At 71.6% G+C, this 23,609-nt stretch carries 22 protein-coding genes and 1 pseudogene; 15 read left to right on the forward strand and 8 right to left on the reverse strand.

The annotated features are described in order from the left end of the window. Positions 1-26 precede the first annotated feature (26 nt). The 9 genes from ACFY15_RS05675 to ACFY15_RS05715 all read left to right on the forward strand — a co-directional run bounded on the left by ACFY15_RS05675 (position 27) and on the right by ACFY15_RS05715 (position 9,907). A complete protein-coding gene (locus ACFY15_RS05675; RefSeq protein ID WP_390825079.1) occupies positions 27-830 on the forward strand; it encodes a hypothetical protein in 804 nt (267 codons plus the stop codon). 110 nt (positions 831-940) lie between these two features. Continuing rightward, positions 941-1,657: a YcnI family protein gene (locus tag ACFY15_RS05680; protein ID WP_390825080.1), complete on the forward strand. Its 717-nt coding sequence runs from the start codon at positions 941-943 to the stop codon at positions 1,655-1,657. A gap of 110 nt (positions 1,658-1,767) precedes the next feature. Continuing rightward, complete coding sequence (locus ACFY15_RS05685) at positions 1,768-2,421, forward strand: SCO family protein (RefSeq protein ID WP_390825081.1); 654 nt, start codon at positions 1,768-1,770, stop codon at positions 2,419-2,421. Next, on the forward strand, positions 2,418-2,945 hold the full coding sequence (locus ACFY15_RS05690; protein WP_390825082.1) for a copper chaperone PCu(A)C: 528 nt from the start codon (positions 2,418-2,420) through the stop codon (positions 2,943-2,945). The genes ACFY15_RS05685 and ACFY15_RS05690 overlap by 4 nt, the downstream gene beginning before the upstream one ends. 22 nt (positions 2,946-2,967) lie before the next feature. Next, positions 2,968-5,013: a copper resistance protein CopC gene (locus ACFY15_RS05695; RefSeq protein ID WP_390825083.1), complete on the forward strand. Its 2,046-nt coding sequence runs from the start codon at positions 2,968-2,970 to the stop codon at positions 5,011-5,013. 5 nt (positions 5,014-5,018) lie between these two features. Further along, a complete protein-coding gene (gene efeB / locus ACFY15_RS05700; protein ID WP_390686136.1) occupies positions 5,019-6,305 on the forward strand; it encodes an iron uptake transporter deferrochelatase/peroxidase subunit in 1,287 nt (428 codons plus the stop codon). Positions 6,306-6,347: 42 nt separating this feature from the next. Next, positions 6,348-7,283 (forward strand): prephenate dehydratase, encoded by a 936-nt coding sequence (pheA, locus tag ACFY15_RS05705; RefSeq protein ID WP_390825084.1) that lies wholly within the window; start codon positions 6,348-6,350, stop codon positions 7,281-7,283. 537 nt (positions 7,284-7,820) lie between these two features. Further along, positions 7,821-9,098, forward strand: a complete 1,278-nt coding sequence (gene serS, locus ACFY15_RS05710) for a serine--tRNA ligase (protein WP_390686138.1) — start codon at positions 7,821-7,823, stop codon at positions 9,096-9,098. 2 nt (positions 9,099-9,100) lie between these two features. Further along, positions 9,101-9,907 carry an HAD family hydrolase gene (locus ACFY15_RS05715; RefSeq protein ID WP_390825185.1) on the forward strand — a complete coding sequence of 269 codons (807 nt, stop codon included), beginning with the start codon at positions 9,101-9,103 and terminating at the stop codon, positions 9,905-9,907. 156 nt (positions 9,908-10,063) lie between these two features. On the opposite strand, the gene ACFY15_RS05720 is transcribed toward ACFY15_RS05715, so the two are convergent. From ACFY15_RS05720 to ACFY15_RS05740, 5 genes are all read right to left on the reverse strand, one after another. Beyond that, on the reverse strand, positions 10,064-10,717 hold the full coding sequence (locus ACFY15_RS05720) for a rhomboid-like protein (RefSeq protein ID WP_390825085.1): 654 nt from the start codon (positions 10,715-10,717) through the stop codon (positions 10,064-10,066). An 80-nt stretch (positions 10,718-10,797) separates the two neighbouring features. Then, the gene (locus ACFY15_RS05725) at positions 10,798-11,517 is read right to left on the reverse strand and encodes an ABC transporter permease (protein WP_042818919.1); all 720 of its coding nucleotides are present in this window, start codon (positions 11,515-11,517) and stop codon (positions 10,798-10,800) included. Between the two features lie 18 nt (positions 11,518-11,535). Further along, complete coding sequence (locus ACFY15_RS05730; protein ID WP_042818920.1) at positions 11,536-12,447, reverse strand: ABC transporter ATP-binding protein; 912 nt, start codon at positions 12,445-12,447, stop codon at positions 11,536-11,538. Then, the gene (locus ACFY15_RS05735; RefSeq protein WP_390686141.1) at positions 12,444-13,331 is read right to left on the reverse strand and encodes an ABC transporter permease; all 888 of its coding nucleotides are present in this window, start codon (positions 13,329-13,331) and stop codon (positions 12,444-12,446) included. The genes ACFY15_RS05730 and ACFY15_RS05735 overlap by 4 nt, the downstream gene beginning before the upstream one ends. Continuing rightward, complete coding sequence (locus tag ACFY15_RS05740; RefSeq protein WP_390825086.1) at positions 13,321-14,316, reverse strand: ABC transporter ATP-binding protein; 996 nt, start codon at positions 14,314-14,316, stop codon at positions 13,321-13,323. Before ACFY15_RS05740 ends, ACFY15_RS05735 begins: the two co-directional genes overlap by 11 nt. A gap of 223 nt (positions 14,317-14,539) precedes the next feature. Between ACFY15_RS05740 and ACFY15_RS05745 the strand changes: the two genes are divergently transcribed. From ACFY15_RS05745 to ACFY15_RS05760, 4 genes and pseudogenes are all read left to right on the forward strand, one after another. Then, positions 14,540-15,415 carry a M24 family metallopeptidase gene (locus ACFY15_RS05745; RefSeq protein ID WP_390825088.1) on the forward strand — a complete coding sequence of 292 codons (876 nt, stop codon included), beginning with the start codon at positions 14,540-14,542 and terminating at the stop codon, positions 15,413-15,415. Between the two features lie 5 nt (positions 15,416-15,420). Beyond that, entirely contained in the window at positions 15,421-17,196 is a 1,776-nt protein-coding gene (locus tag ACFY15_RS05750) for an SDR family oxidoreductase (RefSeq protein WP_390825186.1), read from the forward strand. 67 nt (positions 17,197-17,263) lie between these two features. Then, a pseudogene (locus ACFY15_RS05755) lies at positions 17,264-17,404 on the forward strand (metal-dependent hydrolase); the annotation flags it as partial. Between the two features lie 10 nt (positions 17,405-17,414). Next, on the forward strand, positions 17,415-18,329 hold the full coding sequence (locus ACFY15_RS05760) for a MerR family transcriptional regulator (RefSeq protein WP_390686144.1): 915 nt from the start codon (positions 17,415-17,417) through the stop codon (positions 18,327-18,329). A gap of 115 nt (positions 18,330-18,444) precedes the next feature. Here the strand turns inward: ACFY15_RS05760 and ACFY15_RS05765 are convergent, their stop codons facing one another. Beyond that, a complete protein-coding gene (locus tag ACFY15_RS05765; protein ID WP_390825089.1) occupies positions 18,445-19,230 on the reverse strand; it encodes an aquaporin in 786 nt (261 codons plus the stop codon). A gap of 129 nt (positions 19,231-19,359) precedes the next feature. Here ACFY15_RS05765 and ACFY15_RS05770 point away from each other — a divergent pair, with 129 nt between their 5' ends. Then, on the forward strand, positions 19,360-19,899 hold the full coding sequence (locus tag ACFY15_RS05770) for an RNA 2'-phosphotransferase (protein WP_390825090.1): 540 nt from the start codon (positions 19,360-19,362) through the stop codon (positions 19,897-19,899). Positions 19,900-19,938: 39 nt separating this feature from the next. On the opposite strand, the gene ACFY15_RS05775 is transcribed toward ACFY15_RS05770, so the two are convergent. Next, positions 19,939-20,841: an LLM class flavin-dependent oxidoreductase gene (locus ACFY15_RS05775; protein ID WP_390686147.1), complete on the reverse strand. Its 903-nt coding sequence runs from the start codon at positions 20,839-20,841 to the stop codon at positions 19,939-19,941. A 93-nt stretch (positions 20,842-20,934) separates the two neighbouring features. Here ACFY15_RS05775 and ACFY15_RS05780 point away from each other — a divergent pair, with 93 nt between their 5' ends. Further along, on the forward strand, positions 20,935-21,816 hold the full coding sequence (locus ACFY15_RS05780) for a Cof-type HAD-IIB family hydrolase (protein WP_390686148.1): 882 nt from the start codon (positions 20,935-20,937) through the stop codon (positions 21,814-21,816). Positions 21,817-21,853: 37 nt separating this feature from the next. Here ACFY15_RS05780 and ACFY15_RS05785 read toward each other — a convergent pair whose 3' ends face one another. Continuing rightward, complete coding sequence (locus ACFY15_RS05785; RefSeq protein ID WP_390686149.1) at positions 21,854-23,590, reverse strand: GAF domain-containing sensor histidine kinase; 1,737 nt, start codon at positions 23,588-23,590, stop codon at positions 21,854-21,856. Positions 23,591-23,609: the final 19 nt, after the last annotated feature.

Here is a 23,609-nt window from a genome sequence, read left to right on the forward strand (position 1 = left end):
GGGCCCAGTGCGATGATGGCCCGGCCATGTCTGCCACCCACACGACGCGCGCCGGAGCGGGGCTCCGGACCACACGGGCCGCGGTGTTCACCGCGGTCTGCGTCGTGCTGGCCGCGGCCGGCCACGCCGTGGCCTCCTGTGCGACCGTGCCGTGGTGGGCGCTGGCCCTGGCCTTCGCCGCCGTCTTCGCGATCGCGGCCCCCCTCGCGGGACGCCGCCGTTCACTGCCCGGCGTCGCCGCCGGACTGGCCGTGGGCCAGCTCGGGCTGCACACGCTGTTCGGCCTCGGACAGCACGGCGCCGCCGTCGCACAGGACCCGGCCGCGGGCTCCGACACCTCGCTGGCGGCGCTCGCCGCCCAGCTCGTCTGCGGGGGCAACTCCGTGCCGCTGAGCCCGGCCGACGCCCGTCGGATCCTGGAGGCCGCCGGGCTGGACCCGGCCGCCCTGGCCGCGTCGGGGCACATGGGCCACATGCACCTGGCCGAAGCCTCCGCCGGAGCCCCCGAGATCGGGCTCTTCAGCCCCGCCATGCTGCTCGGCCACCTGCTGGCCGCGCTCGCGGCCGGCTGGCTGCTGGGCCGGGGCGACGCCGCGCTGTTCCGGCTCGTCGAACTGTCCCGGCTCTCGGCCGAAGCCGGCCCGATACGTCCGCTGCGCGCCGCGCTGGCCTTCGTACGGGTCCTCGCGGCCGGGCTCCTCGGCGCCCCCGCGCGCGGCCCCCGGGCCCGCCGGACCGCCTCCGCGCCCGCCGTGACGACCGGCCGGGACGCACTCCTGCACACCGTGATCCGGCGTGGGCCGCCGGCTGCGCTCGTCCTCGCAGCCTGACGCGGCACCTCCACTCCCCGGGACATCCGGCGGGAGCACCGGCGCCGTGACCTCCGCGCGCCCGTCGCGCGGACCCACCGTTCACCACTGCTCTGTGGAGTGTTTCCGCCATGAAGACCTCTCGCCTCTCCTTCGCCGCCGCCCTCGCCGCCGGCGCCGTCCTCGCCCTGTCCGGTACTGCCTTCGCGCACGTGAGCGTGCAGCCCGGCGAGGCCCCCAAGGGCGGCTACGCGACGATCAACTTCAAGGTCCCGAACGAACGCGACAACGCCTCGACCACCCAGATCGAGGTCAACTTCCCGGTCGACCAGCCGCTGACCTCCGTCATGCCGCAGGACATCCCCGGCTGGACCTCCACCGTCGAGAAGACCAAGCTCGACAAGCCGCTGAGCGTGCACGGCAAGCAGGTGAACGAGGTCGTCACCAAGGTCACCTGGACCGGCGGCAAGATCGAGCCCGGCAGGTTCCAGCAGTTCCCGGTCTCCGTCGGCAAGCTCCCCGACAACGCCGACAAGATGGTCTTCAAGGCCATCCAGACCTACGACAACAACGAGGTCGTCCGCTGGATCGAGGAGTCCAAGGACGGCGCCCCCGAGCCTCAGACCCCCGCTCCCGTGCTGAAGCTGACCGCCGCCAAGCCCGCGGACGGCCACGACGACGCCAAGCCGGCCGACGCCAAGGGCGCGGGCAAGGACGAGGCGAAGCACGACGAGGCCGCAGCCGGCAGCGGCTCCGACACCACCGCGCGCGCCCTCGGCATCGCGGGCATCGTCATCGGCCTCGGCGGGCTGGCCTTCGGCATCGCCTCCCGCCGCCGCTCCGCCTGATCCACCGGGCCCGCGGGCCCGCCGTCACGGGCCCCGCGGGGCCCGTCCGCAGGCCTTTCCCGGCCCGTCAAGAACATCCGTAGCACCCCCGATCCCAGGGACATCTCCATATGCGCACCACACGTGTGACGGTCGCCGCCCTCGCGGCGGCGGCCGCGCTCACCCTCACCGCCTGCGGCGGCGAACCGGCCAAGAACAACGGGTCGGTCACGCAGATCACCGGCGAGAAGAAGGCCGGAGCCGCGACCCTCCTCGACCGCCCCTTCGACAAGCCGGACCTCGTCCTCACGGACACCACCGGCAAGCCGTGGAACCTGCGCGAGCAGACCAAGGGCCGGCCGACGCTCATCTACTTCGGCTACACCAACTGCCCCGACGTGTGCCCGCTGACGATGAGCAACATCGCCGTCGCCAAGAAGGCGCTCCCCCAGGCGGACCGGGACAAGCTCCAGGTCGTCTTCGTCACCACGGACCCCGAACGGGACACCCCGGAGTCGCTCGGCGCCTGGCTCAGGGCCCAGGACCCGGCGTTCACCGGGCTCACCGGCGACTTCAGCACCATCCAGGCCGCCGCCCGCTCCCTCGGCATCGGTATCGAGGCCCCGAAGAAGGAGGCCGACGGCAGCGTCGTCTCCATGCACGGGGCCCAGGTCATCGCGTTCTCGCCCAAGACCGACGAGGGCTACGTCCTCTACGGCGAGGGCACGACCGTCGACGACTACACCAAGGACCTGCCGAAGATCATCAAGGGAGAGAACCCGTGAACGCCCGCACCACCCGCACCCTGGCCGCCGCCCTCTCCCTGACGGCCGCGCTCGCCATATCCGGCTGCTCCTCCTCCACGGCCTCCTCGGGCTCCGGCTCCTCGTCGAACGCGAGCGCCGGTGCCCAGGCCGGGGAGTCGGCCAAGCCGAAGATGACCGTCAGCGGGGGCTACATGCCCGAACCGGTCAACGACAAGATGGCCGGCGCTTTCATGGTCATCAAGAACGACTCGAACACCGCCGACAAGCTGGTCGGAGTCACCAGCCCGCTCTCGGACGATCTCCAGGTCCATGAGACCAAGGACCAGAAGATGCAGCAGGTCCAGTCCATGGACGTGCCCGCCGCCGGAGAGCTGAAGCTGGAGCGCGGCGGCAACCACATCATGTTCATGGGCCTCAAGAACAAGCCGAACGTCGGCGACAAGGTCACCGTCGAGCTGCGTTTCGAGAAGGCCGATCCGGTCAAGGTCGAGCTGGACGTCAAGGAACGGACGTACAACGCCCAGAACTCCACCGCCCACTGACGGACCGAGGAACTGACACGCCATGACGGCCATCGCCCCCGCTCCCCCTCCCTTCCGCGTCCGCGCCACGGCTTCGCTGCCGCGGCTGGCGCTGGTTCTCGCAGCCCTGCTGGCAACCCTGTTCACCGCGGCCGCCCCGGCCACGGCGCACGCCGCACTCACCGCGAGCGACCCCAAGGACGGGGCGGTGGTCGCCACGGCGCCCGCCCAGGTGACCCTCTCCTTCTCGGAGGAGGTCGCCATGGGTGACGACTCGATCCGCGTCATGGACCCGCAGGGCAAGCGCGTCGACACCGGCGAGCTGCGGAACATGTGCAGCGGATCGGTCATCCGCTACGGCACCGCCCTGCACTCGGGGCTGCCCGACGGCACCTACACCGTCGCCTGGCAGGCCGTGTCGGCCGACAGCCACCCGGTCTCCGGCGCCTTCACCTTCTCCGTCGGCGCCCCCTCGGCCACCTCCGTCTCCCTGCCCGCCCAGAAGGCGGGTGGCGGCCCGGTCGGCATCGCGTACGGCATCGCCCGCTACGCCGCCTACGCCGGGTTCGCCGTCCTTGTCGGCGCCTCCGCCTTCATCCTGCTGTGCTGGCGCCGGGGCTCCGCCGAGCGCCCGCTGCAGAAGCTGGTGGTGCGCGGCTGGGTCACCCTCACCGCCGCCACCCTGGCGATGCTGGTGCTCCGTACGCCGTACACCGGGTCGGGCAAGTTCGCGGACGCCTTCGACCTCGACGGCCTCAAGGCCGTCCTGGAGACCAAGACCGGCGCCTCCTTCGTGTCCCGGCTGCTGCTGCTCGGCGCGGCCGCGCTGTTCATCGCCGTCCTCTTCGGTGCCTACGCACGCCGCCAGAAGAACGCCGGCGCGCAGACCCCCGAGGAGGCCAAGGACACCGGCGACCTGGCGTTCGGGCTCGGTATCGGCGGCACGGTCGTGGCCGCCGGCATCGCGGCCACCTGGGCACTCGCCGAGCACGCCTCCACCGGTATCCAGACCGGCATCGCGATGCCGGCCGACATCCTGCACCTGCTGGCCGTGGCCACCTGGCTCGGCGGTCTCGCCGCCCTGCTCGTCGCCCTCCGTACGGTCCCGGACATCGAGCGGTCCGCCGTCCGGCGTTTCTCCCGGGTCGCCTTCGTCAGCGTCCTGGTCCTCGCCGCCACCGGCGTCTACCAGTCCTGGCGGCAGCTCGGCAGCTGGTCGGCGCTGACCGGCACCAGCTACGGACAGCTGCTGCTGATCAAGGTTGCCCTGGTGGCCGTCCTCGTCGCCGTCGCCTCCTTCTCCCGCAAGTGGACCGCCCAGCTCGCTGACACGGTGGCGGAGGAGCGGGCCGCCGAACCGGCAATGGTGGGGGCCGGGAGCGATGTTTCACGTGAAACGTCGACCGGGAGCAGCCCGGCCGGGTCGGCCGGATCCGCCGAAGGCGCCGAGCCCGCCCAGGCCACCAAGGCCGCCGAACCCGTTGAGCCCGAGCCCGTCGACCCCGAGCCCGTCGACCCGAAGCGTGCCGCACAGCTCGCCCGGCAGGCCGCAGCTCGCGAAAAGGCCCTGGAGAACCAGGTGCGCGACGCCGACCCCGGCCGCTCGGGCCTGCGCCGCTCCGTGCTCGCCGAGACCGCGGTGGCCGTGGTCCTGCTGGCCGTCACCACCGTCCTGACCGGCACCGAGCCGGGCCGGGCCGTGGAGCAGGAGGCCGGACGGGGCTCCGCCGCCACCGCCGTGCCCGACCGCGCGATCAAGATCACCCTGCCGTACGACACCGGCGGCCAGAACGGCAAGGGCAGCGTCCGGGTCGAGCTCGACCCGGGTCGGGTCGGCGCCAACACCCTCCACCTTTGGGCCGACGGCAGCGACGGGAAGCCCGTCGACCTGCCCGAGGTCAAGATCTCCTTCACCCTCCCGGCCAAGGAGATCGGCCCGCTGCCGGTGACCCCGGACCGCGCCGCTCCCGGACACTGGACGGCGTCCGGGGTCCAGCTGCCCCTCGCGGGCGAATGGCGCATCGACGTGACCGTCCGCACCTCCGACATCGACCAGACGACCGTCCAGAAGAACGTGAAGATCGGCTGAACAGCGTGACCGACAGCACCACCGCGAGCAACCCCGACATCGAGATCTCCCGGCGCCGGCTGCTGGGCACGGTCGGCGCCGCAGGCGCCGTCGGGCTCGCACTCGGCGCCACCGGGGGCGCCCTCGTGCACTCGGCGGTCGCCGACGCCCCGGCCGCCGCCCCCGGCGCGGCCGGATCCCTGGCCTCCCTCGGCACCACCGCGGTCGCCTTCGAAGGGGACCACCAGGCGGGCATCACCACCCCGCTCCAGGCCAAGGGCCACGTCCTCGCCTTCGACCTGGCGCCGGGTGCCGGGCGCACGGAGGCGGCCGCACTGATGCGCCGCTGGTCCGAGACGGCACGGCGGCTGATGGCGGGGGAGACCGCCCCCACGGCGGACAGCGGCATCGCCCTCGACGCGGGCCCGTCCTCCCTGACCGTCACGTTCGGGTTCGGCCACTCCTTCTTCGACCGCACGGGCCTGGCCGCCCGCCGCCCGACCGCCCTCGACCCGCTGCCCGACTTCTCCTCGGACCGGCTCGACGCCCAGCGCAGCAACGGCGACCTGTGGGTGCAGATCGGCTCGAACGACGGCCTCGTCGCCTTCCACGCACTGCGCGCCCTCCAGAAGGACGCCGGTGAGGCCGCCCGGGTACGCTGGCAGATGAACGGCTTCAACCGCACCCCCGGGGCCACCGCATCCCCGATGACCGCCCGCAACCTCATGGGCCAGGTCGACGGCACCGGGAACCCGAAGCCCACGGACCCCGACTTCGAGAAGCGGATCTTCGTGCCCGCCGCCGGGCCCGGCCCCGCCGAGCATGCCTGGATGGGCGGGGGCTCGTACGCGGTCGTCCGCCGGATCCGGATGCTGCTGGACGACTGGGACAAGCAGTCCCAGGCCCAGCAGGAGCAGGTCATCGGCCGTACCAAGGCCAACGGCGCGCCCCTGACCGGCGGCGGCGAGACCACCCCGCTGGCCCTGGACAAGCTCGGCCCCGACGGCAGGCCGGTGATCCCGTCCAACGCGCACGCGCGGATCTCCGCCCCCGCGCAGAACGGCGGCGCCGCCATGCTGCGGCGGCCGTTCTCCTTCCACGACGGGATCGCCCCCGACGGCACCCCGGACGCCGGTCTGCTCTTCATCTGCTGGCAGGCCGATCCGCTGCGCGGGTTCGTGCCGGTCCAGCGCAAGCTCGACCGGGGCGACGCACTGTCGGAGTTCATCCGGCACGAGTCGAGCGGGCTGTACGCCGTACCGCCCGGCCCGCGCGCCGGGGAGTACGTCGGTCAGCGGCTGCTCGAAGGGTGAACAGTGCCACGGCGGCGGCCGGCCCGGCATTAGGCTGACTGCATGTCGGCCACGCGCTTCACCTATCTCGGTCCCGAGGGCACGTTCACCGAAGCGGCCCTCCGCACCCTGCCGGAAGCCGCCACCCGGGAGCTCGTCCCGATGGTGTCGGTCCCGGCCGCCCTGGACGCCGTCCGGGCCGGCGAGGCCGCGGCCGCGCTGGTGCCGATCGAGAACTCGGTGGAGGGCGGGGTCACCGCCACCCTCGACGAGCTGGCCTCGGGCGAGCCGTTGATGATCTACCGCGAGGTGCTGCTGCCCATCGCGTTCGCGCTGCTGGTGCGGCCCGGGACCAAGCTTTCGGACATCAAAACCGTCACCGGGCACCCGGTCGCCCAGCCTCAGGTGCGCAACTGGCTGCGGACCCACCTGCCCGACGCCGTGTGGGAGTCGGCGGCCTCCAACGCCGACGGGGCGCGGCTGGTCCAGGAGGGCCGGTTCGACGCGGCCTTCGCGGGTGAGTTCGCGGCGGCCACGTACGGGCTGGAAGCGCTGGTCACGGAGATCCACGACGCGCAGAACGCGGAGACCCGGTTCGTGCTGGTCGGGCGGCCCGCCCGGCCGGCCGCCCCCACGGGCGCCGACAAGACCTCCGTCGTGCTGTGGCTCGGCGACGACCACCCCGGCGCCCTGCTGGAGCTCCTCCAGGAGTTCGCCGTCCGCGGGGTGAACCTGATGCTGATCCAGTCCCGGCCGACGGGTGAGGGGATCGGCAACTACTGCTTCGCCGTGGACGCCGAGGGGCACATCTCCGACCGCCGGGTGAGCGAGGCCCTGATGGGGCTGCGGCGGACCTGCCCCCAGGTCCGCTTCCTGGGCTCCTACCCGCGCGCGGGAGTCGCTCCGAGTGAGGTGCGCGCGACGCGGCCGGGGACCTCGGATGGCGATTTCACGGAGGCCTCCGACTGGCTGGCCCGCTGCCTCGACGGCCGGGCCTAGGGCGTCCCCCGGGTCCGTCCACTTGTCCACAGAGTTATCCACAGGGCGAGAAGGGGACCTGGGGACAAGTCGACAGAGCGGCACGACAAGGTCGACAAATCGGTCGGGCGACTCACGTTTCGCGCGGGGAAGCGACAGGTGAACGACGTCACCCCTGTATCGCCGATCAACTCTTTGGAGCGAGCCATTCCCACCCGAATGAGTGTGTGAGGCCGGTTTGAACCCCGAACCGCCCCACCCCCTCAAGGATCCCTATTGATCTAATTCCGTGTCCACAGATGCGGCACACAGCCTGTGGATAAAGAGCGTGGGGAGGGAATTCCTGTGGACAAGGCCGAGCCCCCGGCGCTGCTCAGGCCCCGCCCGCAGCTCACCGCGGCGCCCCTTTTCGGGGAATCGGGCCGGTTTATCGGCGACCCCGGGGGGCGTCATCCGGCCATCGGGGCAAGGGATTTGCTTTCAACCCAATCAGGACATAACGACACGCAGCGTGATATCGGTGTGATCCTCGGAAGCCCAGCCCGGTAGCCTGGAGGGGTGATTGACCTTCGGCTGCTCCGTGAAGACCCTGACCGTGTGCGCGCCTCGCAGCGTGCCCGCGGAGAGGACGTCGACCTCGTCGACGCACTGCTCTCCGCCGACGAGCGCCGCAGGTCCTCCGGCATGCGCTTCGACGAACTGCGCAATGAGCAGAAGTCCCTCGGCAAGCTCATCCCCAAGGCCACTCCCGACGAGCGGACCGAGCTGCTGGCCAGGGCCGAGCGGCTCAAGGCCGACGTCAAGGCGGCGGAGGCCGAGCAGAACGAGGCGGACGAGGCTGCCAAGCAGCTCCTGCTCAAGCTCGGCAACATCGTCCACGAGGACGTCCCCGTCGGCGGCGAGGAGGACTTCGCCGTCCTCGAGACGCACGGCACGATCCGCGACTTCGCCGCCGAGGGCTTCGAGCCCAAGGACCACCTGGAGCTCGGCGAGGCGCTGGGCGCCATCGACGTCGAGCGCGGCGCCAAGGTGTCGGGCTCGCGCTTCTACTACCTGACGGGCGTCGGCGCCCTGCTCGAGCTCGCCCTCGTCAACGCGGCGATCGCGCAGGCCACCGAGGCCGGCTTCATCCCGATGCTCACCCCGGCGCTGGTCCGCCCGCGCGCCATGGAGGGCACCGGCTTCCTCGGCCAGGCCGCGGAGAACGTGTACCACCTGGAGAAGGACGACTACTACCTGGTCGGCACCTCCGAGGTCCCGCTCGCCGCGTACCACATGGACGAGATCATCGACGCCGACAAGCTGCCCCTGCGGTACGCCGGCTTCTCGCCGTGCTTCCGCCGCGAGGCCGGTACGTACGGCAAGGACACCCGCGGCATCTTCCGCGTCCACCAGTTCGACAAGGTCGAGATGTTCTCGTACGTCGCGCCGGAGGACGCCGAGGCCGAGCACAATCGGCTCCTGGAGTGGGAGAAGCAGTGGCTGACCAGCCTGGAGCTGCCGTTCCAGGTCATCGACGTCGCCACGGGCGACCTGGGCGCCTCCGCCTCCCGCAAGTTCGACTGCGAGGCCTGGATCCCGACCCAGGGCAAGTACCGCGAGCTGACCTCCGCCTCGAACTGTGACGGCTTCCAGGCCCGCCGCCTGCAGATCCGCTACCGCGAGGGCAAGAAGACCGCTCCGCTGTCCACGCTGAACGGCACCCTCTGCGCCGTCCCGCGCACCATCGTCGCCATCCTGGAGAACCACCAGCAGGCCGACGGCTCCGTGCGGGTCCCCCCGGTGCTCCGCCCGTACCTGGGCGGCCGTGAGGTCCTGGAGCCGATCGCCAAGTGACCCTGGCCCCTTTCCCGTACAAGCTCGTCGCGACGGACCTCGACGGCACACTCCTGCGTAACGACGACACCGTCTCGGAGCGCACCCGTGAGGCGCTCGCCGCGGCCACCGCGGCGGGTGCGGCGCACATCATCGTCACCGGCCGGGCCGTGCCCTGGACCCGGAGCGTGCTGGACGACCTCGGCTACAAGGGGATCGCCGTCTGCGGTCAGGGCGCTCAGGTCTACGACGCGGGGGCACACCGGCTGCTGACCTCGGTGACGCTCGACCGGCAGCTGGCCGGCCTGGCGCTGTCGAAGATGGAGGCCGAGGTGGGACCGCTGGCGCTGGCCGCCAGCCGGGACGGCGTGGACGGCGAGGTCCTGTTCGGCCCCGGCTACCAGGTGCAGGAGGGCCTCCCGGCGCTCTACCTGGAGGACACCACGGCCGTCTGGAGCGCGCCCCTCAACAAGCTGTACATCCAGCACCCGGGGATGGGCGACGACGAGCTGGTGAAGGTGGCCCGGCAGACCGTCGGCAGCCTGGTCGACATCGTGCTGGCCGGGCCGGGGATAGTGGAGATCCTGCCGCTGGGGCTGAGCAAGGCCACGGGGCTCTCGCTCGCCGCCCGGCGGCTGAAGGTGAAGGCCGCCGAGACGATCGCCTTCGGCGACATGCCCAATGACATCCCCATGTTCGGCTGGGCCGCGCACGGTGTCGCGATGGCCAATGCCCACGCCGACCTGAAGACCGTGGCCGACGAGGTGACCACCTCGAACCAGGAGGACGGCATCGCGGTGGTGCTGGAGCGCCTGCTGGGCGCCGCCTGAGCCTTCCGCCGCGCAGAGGGTCCGGAACAGCCCGTGCCGTGAGGCGCGCTCGAAGTGGCTGTCCCGGACCTTTTGTTGCTCCCCGCAGTTCCCACTGTGCCGGGGCCGCACGCCCCTTACCAGCGAATTTCCGTATGCTCCTCCGGTTCGACCGGCTCATGTTTCACGTGAAACATGGTCTCCCTGAGGCTCCGGGTGGAGGGTCAGCGGCCAGGCCAGCAGCCCGACGGCCAGCGAGATGGCGTGGCCGAGGTCGGTGAAGGTGCCACCGGTGACGAGGGGGATCCCGAAGAAGGCCACGACCCCGACCAGGTACAGCCATCTCCAGGGGTCCGGGAGCCGGTAGGTCAGGACGCCGGCGGAGGCCGCGAGCCCGTAGCTGACGCCGATGTCCACGACGTGGGTCATGCTGTGCGGCGCACGGTTGTCCTGAATGGCCATCAGGAGGACCTTCTGGCTCGCGAGGGTGGCGACGATATGGGCGGTCGCGACGATCACCAGCCAGCGCAGGGTGCCGAGCCAGCGTTCCACCGTGGCGTGGAAGACCTCGAACAGCAGGGCGTAGAGGGGGAGCGAAGCCGGGTTCTCGATCCAGAAGGCGCTGCTGAGCAGGGCCCGAAAGGGGTACTTGACCAGCTGGTGGATGTTGCTGCTGTTGCGGTGGAGCAGCACGTGGTCGAGCCGGTCCGGGGCGATCGCCACGACGATGCTGGTCAGAGCCACGATCAGCAGCCATATGTGCGTGCCGGGCGAGGAACCTATCCAGGCCCGCACGGGCCTGGACGGCTCGGGTCCGGTGTGCTCGATCATGCCCCGATGATGCCCCGTACGGCCGTGCCCCGCCTGACCGGTGGGCCGGGCGGGGCACGGTTTCGGACCTTCGGCGGCGGCTACTCCTCGCCGGCCAGGGTGAGGCGGCGCAGCTTCTGGCCCGCGTACGCGGTGGCGCCGACGGTGACCGCGACGAGCAGGAGCACGGCGGTGGGCAGGCCGACGCTGGAGTCGACGTACCCCTGTCCGGCGATCTTCTCGGCCAGGGCCAGGGCCCACTGCTGGACGCTGAGGGTCTTGGCACCGGAGACGAGGCTGCCGAAGAGGGACTCCCAGATCAGGGCGTAGACCAGGCCGAAGACGACCGCGTGCCGGCTGACGGTGCCCAGCAGCAGGAAGAGGGCGCTGTAGGCGATCGAGGCGACGAGCGCCGCGACGGTGTAGGCCACAGCGATCTGCTGGCCGTTGCCGTTGAGGATGAAGCCCGCGATCAGCGTGGGGACGGCGGAGAAGGCCATCGTGACGGCGATCGCGACGATCAGCTTGGTCATGATGATCGTCGGACGCTTCACCGGCTTGGAGAGCAGGTAGACGATCGAGCCGTCGTCGATCTCCGGGCCGATGGCACCGGTTCCGGCGATGACGCCGATCAGCGGGACCATCGTGGCGAGCGCGAAGCCGCCGAGTAGTTCCGCTGCGACCTTGTCGTCCACCCCGGTGAAGAACCGGACGGCGACGGAGATGACGATCAACAGGGCGGGCAGCGCGAAGAGGATCGCGGCCCGGCGCCGGCCGAGCAGGGCCCGGTAGGTGAGCCGGGCGACGGTGGGTTCGTACATGGTGGTTGCCAGCTCCTTTCAGGCCGTGACGAGGTAGGAGAAGACCGACTCGAGGGACTCGTCGGAGGGCGAGACCGTCAGCAGCCGGATGCCGTGCGCCCGGGCGACCCGGGGCAGCAGCTCGGTGAACCGGCCGAAGTCGACGGCCTGGATGCGCAGGGCCCCCTCCTTGAGGTCGACTTCGATGCCGGCGGTCGACGGGTCGGCGATCAGGGCCGCGGCGAGGGCCCGGTCGTCGGAGGAGCGGACGAGGTAGCGGTGCGGGCGGTCCGTCATCAGGCGGCGGATCTTGCGGAAGTCTCCCGACGCCGCGTGCCGGCCGGCGACGACCACCTCGATGTGGGAGGCCAGCTGCTCGACCTCCTCCAGGATGTGGGAGGAGAACAGGACGGTGCGGCCCTCGTCGCCCATCCGCCGCAGCAGATCCATGAGCTGCATGCGCTGGCGCGGGTCCATGCCGTTGAAGGGCTCGTCGAGCAGCAGCACCGACGGCTCGTGGACCAGCGCGGAGGCCATCTTCACACGCTGGCGCATGCCCTTGGAGTACGTGGCGATCTTGCGGTCCTGGGCGTACTCCATCTCGACGGTGGCCAGCGCCCGCTGGGCCGCCGCGTCGTCCAGCCCGTGGAGCTCGGCGTTGGCGACGACGAACTCCCGCCCGGTGAGGAAGTCGTACATCGCCTCGCGCTCGGGTACGACGCCGATCTGGCGGTAGACCTGCTCGTTGCGCCAGATCGGGGCGCCGTCGAGGGTGACGGTGCCGGTGGAGGGGGCGAGGAAGCCGCCCATCATGTTGATCAGGGTGGACTTGCCCGCGCCGTTGGGGCCGAGGAGGCCGGTGACGCCGGGGCCGATGCGCATGGTCACGTCGTTGACGGCGACGACGTTCCCGAACCAGCGCGAGGCGTGGTCGATGTCGATGGTGGTCACAGCCCGGCCTTCCGGTAGCGGGCCATCAGGGCGGCGTAGGAGCCGGCGATGAGGCCGAGGATGACGAGCAGGTAGACGAAGCCGGTGCCGGCCGAAGGGCCCTCGCCGCCCGGGAAGGCGGAGGTCGCACCGAGGAACGCGGTCTGCACGCCGTCGATCAGGGTGATCGGGGAGAAGAGGCCCAGCCACTCGATCGGGCCGGTGTTCCCGGTCCCGTAGGCGACCGCCTGCACGGTGGAGACGGCGCCGTAGGGGATGAGCAGCATCGCGATGACCGCGGCCACGCCGAAGCCGCGGCGGGGGGTGAGCGCGGCCATGACCAGGCCGAGTCCCGCGAAGAGCAGCGACAGCAGGAGTACCGACACCAGTGCCTGCCCGAATCCCTTGGTCTGGTGGCCGAAGTCGAACTTCGCCAGCAGCGAGCCGATCCACATGATCAGCAGCGGGGTGGCGGTGAGGATGAAGAGGGCCGATGCCATCGCGGCGTACTTGGCCAGGACGTAGTCGACCCGTTCGATGGGCCGCGAGAAGTACAGCGGCACCGTCTTGAAGCGCAGGTCCCGCGAGACCGACTGGGGCGCCTGGGACGCGAGGTAGAGGCCGATGACCGCCTGGGTGGTCAGGGCGTACGTCGTGTACTTGATCGGCAGGTCGGTGGAGCCGGGCACCGCGATGGCCACCGCGACGATGATCAGCGCGGGGACGCACATCACCGCGAAGAGGATCATCGGCAGGACCTTGGACTTGGCGGAGCGGCCCAGCCCGTACGCCCCGCGCAGCGACTGCGAGAAGAGCGAGGTGCGGGCGTAGGAGCGGCCGAGCCGGGGACCGTCGTAGGACCGGTAGCCGATGTTGTGGATCTGGGTGGAGGTCTCAGGCGCCATCGGTACCGGCTCCCCTCTGCTGGATCTGGATCCGCTGCGCGGACTGGTCGCTCTCGCGGAAGACCTCCGCGATGTGGTGGCGGCGCTGTTCCATGCGGACCAGGCCGACACCGAGATCGGCGACGGTGTCGCGCACGACGTCGTAGGTGTCCTCGCCCGTCGCCTCGACGAGGAGGATGTGGCCGGCTCCGGGCAGGCCCTGCTCCTCGCCCGCGTGGAGGGTGATGCCCGCCGCCGTGAGTGCCTTGCGCAGGGCGGCCGTTCCGTCCGGCTGCGCGTCGGAGTCGGTGACCTCGACCGCCAGGGTGGTCGTGGTCTGGGTGAAGTCGCTGGTCGAGCTGGAGCGCAGCAGCTTGCCGCCGTCGATGACGACGACGTGGTCGCAGGTCCGCTCCAGCTCGCCGAGGAGGTGGGAGGTGACCAGGACGGAGATGCCGAAGTCGGTGTGGACGCGGCGGATCAGGCCGAGCATCTCGTCGCGGCCCACCGGGTCGAGCCCGTTCGTCGGCTCGTCGAGGAGGACCAGCTGCGGGTCGTGGACGAGAGCCTGGGCGAGCTTGACGCGCTGCTTCATGCCGGTGGAGTAGCCGCCTATGGGGCGGTAGCGCTCCTCGTACAGCCCGACGTGGCGCAGGGTGTCGGCGGTCCGCTCGCGGGCGGCGGTCGGCGGCAGCCCGGACATGCGCGCCATGTGGACGACGAACTCGGTGGCCGAGACGTCGGGCGGCAGGGCGTCGTGTTCGGGCATGTAGCCGACGCGCTCGCGGATGGCACTGCCGTGCGTGGCGACGTCCAGTCCGAGGACGGCGGCGCGTCCCTCGGTGGCCGGGGACAGCCCGAGCAGGATCTTGATCAGCGTGGACTTGCCGGCTCCGTTGGCGCCCACGAGCCCGGTCACTCCGGGGCCGATGTCCAGGCAGAGCCGGTCGAGGGCGGTCACTCGGGGGTACCGCTTGCTCAGGCTTTCGGTCGCGATGACAGTCACGGGTCCGACGTTAGTGGCGGGGCCCGGCCGGGTCGTCAGACCTGGAGCGGGACCCAATCTCCGCCTTGAGGACTACGGACCCTGACGCGAGGCTGACGCCGGCCGGGCGGGCCGCGGAGTTGTCCACAGGTCCGTGCACGGCCCTTGACGCGATCTCCGGTCATTGTCACATTCATCAGTGTCAACTTTCGGCGCGTACGGCTAACAGGGACGGACGGCTGGCATGGCTGGGGACACGGACACGAGGGAACGCACCGCGCACGGCCCGGTGCGGCTCACCGCCGAGCTGCGCGGCTTCAGGGAGGTCCAGCGCCTCGCGTACGAGTGCGCCGAGACCGTGGCGGCGCAGCTGCGCCCCGGGGTGACCGAGCGCGAGGCGGCCCGGATGCAGCGCGAGTGGCTGCGCGAGCGGGGGGTGCGGGACTGGTTCCACCTGCCCTTCGCGTGGTTCGGGGACCGCACCGCCTTCGCGGGCTTCAGGATCCCGCTCCAGTTCTTCCCCACGAACCGGAGGCTGGAGCCGGGGATGCCGTTCATCCTCGACATGGCGCCGGTCCACCGCGGTTACGCGGCCGACATCGGCTACTCGGGCAGCCTCGGCCTCAATCCGGTGCAGGACCGGCTGATGTCCGACCTGCGGCCGCACCGCGCGCTGATCCTGGAGCAGGTGCGCGAGCGCCGCCCGCTGCGTGAGATCTACGAGAACGTCGAGCGGCTGATGACCCGCCAGGGGTACGCCAACCGGCACCGGGCCTATCCGTTCGGAGTGATCGCGCACAAGATGGACCGGGTCGGGGAGCGCCGCTGGTCCCCGACCGTGTTCGGGTTCGGCGTCCGGTCCCTCAGGGGGCTGGCCTCCGACGCCCTGCACGGCCACCGCGAGGGCTGGTCCCCGCTGTGGAGCCCCTACCGCTTCTCCGACCACCTGCCGCAGCCCGGCCTGTGGGCGGTGGAGCCGCACCTGGGCTTCCGGGGCACGGGGGCGAAGTTCGAGGAGATCCTGGTCGTCACCGACTCCCGGGATCCCGAGGAGAGCGCGTTCTGGCTGGACGACGACCTGCCGCACGTGCGGCGCTGGACCGAGGAGAAGGCGGCATGAGCGGGATGAGCGGTACGGCCCTGGCGGGCGCGCGCGAGCGCCGGGTGAGCACGGGCGGGATCGAGCTGTGCGTCGTCGAGCTCGGCGAGCCGGACCGGCCGACCGTGGTCCTGGTGCACGGCTACCCGGACAGCAAGGAGGTCTGGTCAGAGGTGGCCGAGCGGCTCGCGGCCCGGTTCCACGTGGTGCTGTACGACGTGCGCGGCCACGGCCGGTCCTCGGCTCCTGTCCCGCTGCGCGGGGGCTTCACGCTGGAGAAGCTGACCGACGACTTCCTGGCCGTGGTGGACGCCGTCAGCCCGGACCGGCCCGTGCACCTGGTGGGCCACGACTGGGGATCCGTCCAGGGCTGGGAGTTCGCGACGGTCGCCCGCACAGAGGGCCGGATCGCCTCCTTCACCTCCATGTCCGGTCCCTCCCTCGACCACTTCGGGCACTGGATCAAGAAGCGGATGGCCCGGCCCACCCCGCGCCGGGCCGCCCAGCTGCTGAACCAGGGGTCGAAGTCCTGGTACGTGGGCATGCTGCACATCCCGGTGCTGCCGGAGCTCGCCTGGCGCGGGCCACTGGGCAACCGCTGGCCGAAGATCCTGGCCCGTCTGAAGGAGGTCCCGGCCGGCCCCGCCTATCCGACGGCCTCGCTGCGCTCGGACGCGGCGCACGGTGCCTGGCTGTACCGCGACAACGTCCGGCCGCGCCTGCGCCGGCCGCGTATCGACGCGTTCGCGCACGTGCCGGTGCAGCTGATCACCCCGACCGGCGATGCCTTCCTCTCCGAGCGTCTCTACGACGACCTGGAGCGGTGGGCCCCCGGCCTGGTGCGGCGCACCCTGCCGGCGAAGCACTGGATCCCCAGGACCCGGCCCGACCAGGTGGCCGCCTGGATCGGCGAGTTCGTCACCGCCCGGGAGGAGCCTACGGCGAAGGCGCCGGAGCGCAAGGCCCCGGGGAAGTACGCCGACCGGTTCGCGGGGCAGCTGGTCCTCGTCACCGGCGCCGCCAGCGGTATCGGGCGGGCCACCGCCTTCGCCTTCGCCGAGGCCGGGGCCCGGGTCGTGGCCGTGGACCGGGACGGCGAGGGGGCCGCCCGCACCGCCGGGATGGCCCGGCTCGTCGGTGCCGCCGACGCCTGGGGGGAGTGCGTCGACGTCAGCGACGAGCAGGCGATGGAGAAGCTCGCGGGGAAGGTGGCCGCCGAGTACGGCATCGTCGACGTGCTGGTGAACAACGCCGGCATCGGGCTGTCGGGTTCCTTCCTCGACACCTCTTCCGAGGACTGGAAGAGGGTCCTCGACGTGAACCTGTGGGGGGTCATCCACGGCTGCCGGATCTTCGGGAAGCAGATGGCCGACCGTGGTCAGGGCGGGCACATCGTCAACACCGCCTCCGCCGCCGCCTATCTCCCCTCGCGGACCCTGCCCGCTTACAGCACCTCCAAGGCCGCGGTGCTGATGCTGAGCGAGTGCCTGCGCGCGGAGCTCGCGTCCCGGTCGATCGGGGTCTCGGCGATATGCCCGGGCATCGTGAACACCAACATCACCGCCACCTCCCGGTTCGCGGGCGTGGACGCGGCCGAGGAGAAGCGCCGCCAGGAGCGGTCCTCGCGGCTGTACGGGCTGCGGAACTTCCCACCGGAGAAGGTCGCCGACGCGGTCCTGCGGGCGGTGGTGGAGAACCGGGCGGTGGTGCCGGTGACCCCCGAGTCCAAGGGCGCGCTGTGGATGTCCCGGTTCATGCCGAACACGCTGCGAAGGATCGCGAGGCTGGAACCCCGGCTGTGAACCGGGCTCCGGCCGGGCGGGCCCGGTCCCGGCCGGCCGGAGTCCGGGTCCGCCGCGCACCGGGCCCGGCACGGGCGTACCCCGCTCCATCCGGCGGTCGTACCATCCCTCGCAGGAGGGCTCGCTGCTCAACGCGGCCGAGTACCTGGCGGCGCCTCCTGCCGCCCGGACCGCGGCGGGCGCGGTCGGCCCAGCCGCCATGTCGTAGGGAGCCGGGATTGTCCGATCAGGCGCCAGCCGAGTACCGGATCGAGGATCTGGCCCACCACAGCGGGGCGACCGTGCGCACGATCCGTGCGTACCAGGACCGCGGCCTGCTGCCGAAGCCGGAGCGGAGGGGCCGGTCCAACGTGTACCGGGACACGCATCTGGCACGGCTGCGCCAGATCGCGGACCTGTTGGACCGCGGCTACACCCTGGCCTCCATCAAGGAGCTGCTGGAGGCGTGGGACGCCGGGCGCGGACTGGGCGGCGTACTCGGCCTGGTCGCCGAGGTGCACGGGCCGTGGACCGACGAGGAGGCCGACCGGATCAGCCGGGAGGACCTCGACGCGCGGTTCGGCGGCCTGCCCGACGAGGGCGCGGTGGACGAGGCCTGCGACCTCGGGGTGCTGGAGCGGATCCCGGGCCGCCCGGACGAGTTCCTGGTGCCCTCGCCGCAGGAACTGGCGGTCGCGGCCGAGCTGTACGCGGCCGGGGTGCCCCTCGGTGCGATCACCGGTCATCTGCGGGAACTGCGCGGGCAGGTCGAGCACATCGCCTCGCGCTTCCTGGAGTTCACCACCGAGCACGTCTTCGGCCGCTACCTCGGGCAGGTGCCGCCGACGGACTCGGACGCGGCGGAGGCGGCGACGATGGTGCGCAGGCTGCGGCCCCTGGCCCAGCAGACGGTCGACGCCGAACTGGCGCGGGCGATGCGGCTGTTCGCGACCCGGCACCTCCAGCGCCACCTGGGTGCCCCGGGCGCGCTCCAGCCGACGGGGCCCGCACCGGTGGCGCTGCCCGCGGAGACGGTGCGGGCGGTGCAGGAACTGGTGGGCCCGGAGCACGTGGCGGAGTTCGTCCGGGCCGCGACGGAACGCGAACTCCAGGCCCGGACGATGAACGACCTGGCCAACAGGGGCGGCCGGTAATGCTCGATCGGTAGTCCACAGGCGATCCCCAGGGCGAATCGCTCAGATGACAGCGAAACCCGCCGAAACGGCTGTGGACAACTCTCCTTTTCCTGTGGGCAACACGGAGGGCGCGTCAGACGATCGCCTCGAACCCGGCACCGGAGCGGGGCATATCGGCCAATGAGGTCTGCACGTCCGGCTGCCCGGAGGACGCCGGCCCGGACGCCAGCCGGCCGCGCTCGCGCCCGTAGAGGAGCGTGGCCAGGGCGAGGCCGAGGACGCCGCCGGCCAACTGTGCCGCGACGAACCCGGGCAGCGACTGCGGGGCGATGCCGGTGAAGGAGTCGCTGAAGGCGCGGCCGACCGTGCCGGCCGGGTTGGCGAAGGAACCCGACGAGGTGAACCAGATCGCGGCGGCGATGTACGCGGCGACCGCGACCGGGATGAGCCTCGGGCGGCCGATGCGGCCGAGCCCCTGGATGACCAGGACCAGTCCGGCGGTCGCGACGATCTCACCGAGCAGCAGATGGCCGCCGTCGCGGACCTGGGTGGAGAAGGTCCCGGGGGTGCGGCCGAACATCACCTCGGCCAGGACGGCGCCACCGACGGCCCCGGCGGTCTGAGCGACGGCGTAGGCGAAGGCCTCCCGGGCGTCAAGCCCCTCGCCGCCGGCACGCCGGGCCCACCACGCGGTGAGGGTGACGACGGGGTTGAGGTGGGCGCCGGACAGGGGGGCGAAGAGGGTGATGATCAGACCCAGGCCGATTGCGGAGGCCAGTGAGTTGGCGACGAGGGCGACACCGGTGTCGCGGCTGAGGGACCCGGCCCGGATGCCGGACCCGATCACCACCACGAGCAGGCTCGCGGTGCCGATGAGCTCGGCAGCCGTGCGCCGCAGCAGTGAAGCCTTATTTGTCATAGTCTCTCCCTCTGAATAGCCGTTCAGCGGAAAATATATTCCGCATCTTGGAATGGCGATAGGGGCGGTGGACGCCGGCGAGGGGGAAAATGCCTGTCGGCGACCCGATCAAGGCGGCACGCTGGGCACATGGACGAGAAACGTGCCGTGAAGGTGTCCAAGTACGTCTCGAAACACCTGCGGCATCAGCCGGAACGCATCGGACTGACGCTCGACCCACAGGGCTGGGTGGAGATCGACGACCTGCTGCGCGCGGCGGCGGCACACAGGTTCCCCTTCAGCCGGGCCGAACTGGACCACGTGGTCGCCGCCAACGACAAACAGCGGTTCGCCGTCGAGGGCACCCGGATCAGGGCCAGCCAGGGTCACACCGTCGCGGTGGACCTGGGCCTGCCGGAGGCCGAACCGCCGGCGTACCTGTACCACGGCACCGTCGCCCGGTCCCTGGACTCGATCCGCGCCGAGGGCCTGCGCCCGATGGCCCGCCACCACGTGCATCTGTCGCCCGATCGCGAGACGGCGACCCGCGTGGGGGCACGCCGGGGCCGCCCGGTGGTCCTCGCGGTGGACGCGGGTGCGATGCGCGCGGCCGGGCACATCTTCCGGGTCAGCGCCAACGGGGTATGGCTGGCGGACGCCGTACCGCCGGAGTTCCTGCGCTTCCAGTAGCGGCGAGGGAACCCCGGTCGGAGGGCCGGGGGCCGGGCGTCAGGCGCCCAGCTGGGAGAGCGCCTCGGTGGCGATCCGCTCGAAGACGCTCTCGTCGGCCGCGAAGTCGGAATCCGGGATCGGGGCGTGGACGACCAGCTCGGTGAAGCCGAGCTCGCGGTGGCGCCCGGCGAAGTCGACGAACGCGTCCACGGACTCCAGCATGCTGCTGCGCTCCGGAGTGAACCCGGTCAGCAGGACCCGCTCGATGGACGCGGGCTCCCGCCCGATCTCCGCCAGGGCCTTCTCCAGCTTGGCGACCTGACCGCGCAGGGCCTCCAGCGACTGCTCGGGCGTGCCCTCGAAGACCTTGGGGTCACCTGCGGTCACCCAGGCCTGGCCGTGCCTGGCCGCCAGCTTCACACCCCGCGGGCCGGTCGCGGCGACGGCGAACGGCAGACGCGGGCGCTGGACGCAGCCGGGGATGTTGCGGGCCTCCTCGGCGGAGTAGAAGGTGCCCTGGTGGGTCACGGCGGGCTCGGTCAGCAGCCGGTCCAGCAGCGGGACGAACTCGGCGAAGCGGTCCGCGCGCTCACGCGGGCTCCATTCCTCCTGCCCCAGGGCCGTCGCGTCGAAGCCGTTGCCGCCCGCACCGATACCGAGGGTGATCCGGCCGCCGGAGATGTCGTCCAGGGACATCAGCTCCTTGGCCAGGGTCACCGGGTGCCGGAAGTTCGGCGAGGTGACCAGCGTGCCCAGGCGGATCCGGTCGGTGACGGTCGCAGCGGCGGTCAGGGTGGGCATCGCGCCGAACCAGGGGCCGTCACGGAAGGTCCGCCAGGTCAGGTGGTCATAGGTGTAGGCAGTGTGGAACCCGAGCCGCTCGGCCCGCTCCCACTGGTCACGGCCGCCGTCGTGCCACGGACGGACCGGCAGGATCACGGTGCTCAAGCGAAGACTCATGGCGCCGAGCCTACGGTGCGATCCGCTCCTGCGCTGTGAGCCACGTTTCACGTGAAACATCTCCTCCCGATCATGGTGAACGGGTGGGAACTCATGGGCGAAGATGGAGCGGTGACCTTGGCTCCCCAGCGCCCGGACGGGCCCTTCCCCGCACCCCGGCTCATCGCCACCGACCTCGACGGCACCCTGCTGCGCGACGACAAGTCCGTCTCGCTGCGCACGGTGGCCGCGCTCGCCGCTGCCGAAGAGGCCGGAATCGAGGTCTTCTTCGTCACAGGCCGCCCGGCCCGCTGGATGGACGTGGTCAGCGACCACGTCCACGGACACGGCCTGGCGATCTGTGCGAACGGCGCCGCCGTGGTCGACCTGCACGCCGGACGGGAGTTCGTCCAGGTACGTGCCCTGCCCCGGGCCACCGCGCTCACGGTCGTCGACACCCTGCGTGCGGCCGTCCCCGGCACCTCCTTCGCGGTCGAGATGACCACCGGCATCAACTACGAGCCGGCCTACCCGCCCTTCTTCCAGGACCCGGGTGCCACCGTCGCCACCGCCGAGAAGCTGCTGCGGGAGGAGGCGGACGAAAGTTCCGCACCGGTGCTCAAGCTGCTCGCGCACCACGCCGAGCTGACCCCGGACGAGTTCCTCGCCCTGGCCCGCTCGGCCGCCGGAGCCTACGCCTCGATCACCCGCTCCAGCCCGACCGCCCTGCTGGAGATCAGTGCGCTCGGCGTGTCCAAGGCCAGCACCCTGGAGCTGTGCTGCGCCGAGCGCGGCATCTCCCCGGCCGAGGTCGTCGCCTTCGGCGACATGCCCAACGACGTCGAGATGCTCCGCTGGGCCGGGTCCTCGTACGCGATGGGCAACGCCCACCCGGACGTGATCGCGGCCGCCTCAGGCCGCACCGTGGACAACAACGAGGACGGGGTCGCCGTAGTCATCGAGCGCCTCCTCACCGAACGCGCCGCGCGCGCCTGATCGGACCGCCCGGATCGGGCACCGCGGCACGGACCTTCTAGAGCGGGGCCTCCCACACCAGGGCGGTCCCGCCGCCGTCCTCCGCGATCCCCGGCCCGTACCAGCTGGAGCCGCCCAGGGACTCGGCCCTGCGGCGCAGGTTGCGCAGACCGCTGCGGCGCCCACCCTCCGGGATGCCCACCCCGTCGTCAGCGACCTCCAGCCGCACCCCGGGCCGGCCGTCGGAGAGGCTGACGGTGGAGTCGACCACCACCTCGATCCGGGACGCGTCCGCGTGCCGGAACGCGTTCGACAGGGCCTCGCGCAGGGCGGCGATCAGGTTCTTGCCGACCAGCTCGCCAACAGCAGCGTCGACCGGCCCGACGAACCGGTGCGCGGGTTTGAAGCCCAGCGGGACGGCAGCCATGTTGATCTCCCGCAGCACACGGGTGCGCAGCCCCGACGGAGCCTCCGCCGGGCCCTGCTGGAGAGCGAAGATCGCGGTACGGATCTCCTGGATCGTCACGTCCAGCTCGTCCACGGCCTTCCCCACCCCGTCGCGGACCTCCGGGACGATGGAGCGGCGCTGCGCGCCCTCCAGCATCATCCCGGTGGCGAACAGCCGCTGGATGACCAGGTCGTGCAGATCGCGGGCGATCCGGTCACGGTCCTCGAACACCGCGAGCCGCTCCCGGTCGCGTTGAGCCTCGGCCATCATGAGCGCGAGGGCGGCTTGGGAGGCGAACTGCGTGGCCAGGGTCCGCTCCGCCTCGGTGAACGGCCTCCGACCCCGGGCCCGCGGGGTGACCAGCGCCCCCAGCACCCGCCCGCCGCTGTGCAGCGGGAGCATCATGCAGGGCCCGTACTGGCTGGTGAGCCTGCTGATCATGCGGGGATCGACGGATGCGTCCTCCACGAAGACCGGCTCGCCCCGCAAGAGCTGAACCACCACCGGGCTCTCGGCGGGGATCACCACGCCCAGCGAGGTCGCCGGGTCGTCGGCGGAGACGGCGACGATCTCCATCCCGCCCTCCTCCGCCGGCAGCATCACGATCCCGGCCGCCGAGTCGGCGAGGTGGCGGGCCTGCTCGGCGACCACCGCCAGGGCGTCATCCGCGTCCCCGCCCGACAGCAGGGCGGTGGTGACGGCCACCGAGCCGTCGATCCAGCGCTCCCGCTGGGTGGCGGCCTCGTACAGTCGGGCGTTGCCGACGGCGATGCCCGCCTCCGTGGCGAGAACCCGGACCATGTGGACGTCGTAGTCGTTGAACTCGCCGCCGCCGTTCTTCTCGGCGAGGTAGAGGTTGCCGAAGATCTCCCCCTGCACCCTGATCGGGACGCCGAGGAAGGTCTTCATGGGCGGGTGGTGCAGGGGAAAGCCCGCCGAGCGCGGATCCTTCGTCAGATCGGCGAGCCGCACCGTGTCGGGATGGGAGATCAGCGCGCCGAGCAAGCCCCGCTTGCCGTCCGGACGGTGGCCGATCCGCTGCGCCTGCTCGGCGCTGAGCCCGAAGGTCACGAAGTCGGAGAGCCCGGGGCCGTCCGTGTCGACGACGCCGATCGCCGCGTATCGGGCGTCCGCGAGCTCGGCGGCCGTCTCGCAGATGCGGTCGAGCGTGGAGTGTAGTTCGAGGCCGGTCCCGACGGAGCGCATGGCCTCCAGCAGTTGCGGAACCCGGGCGGTCAGCTCGGTGGACAGCCCCTGGAGGCTGCGGGTGGCCCGGGTGGCGGCCTCCATCGGGTCCTGCGCGTGACGGGCGGGCTCCGACGATTCCTGCGACTCCTGCACTGACATGCTCTTGAGCCTAGTTAGT

Origin of the sequence: Streptomyces sp. NPDC001373 (assembly GCF_042895815.1) — a bacterium.
Classification (GTDB): Bacteria; Actinomycetota; Actinomycetes; order Streptomycetales; family Streptomycetaceae; genus Streptomyces.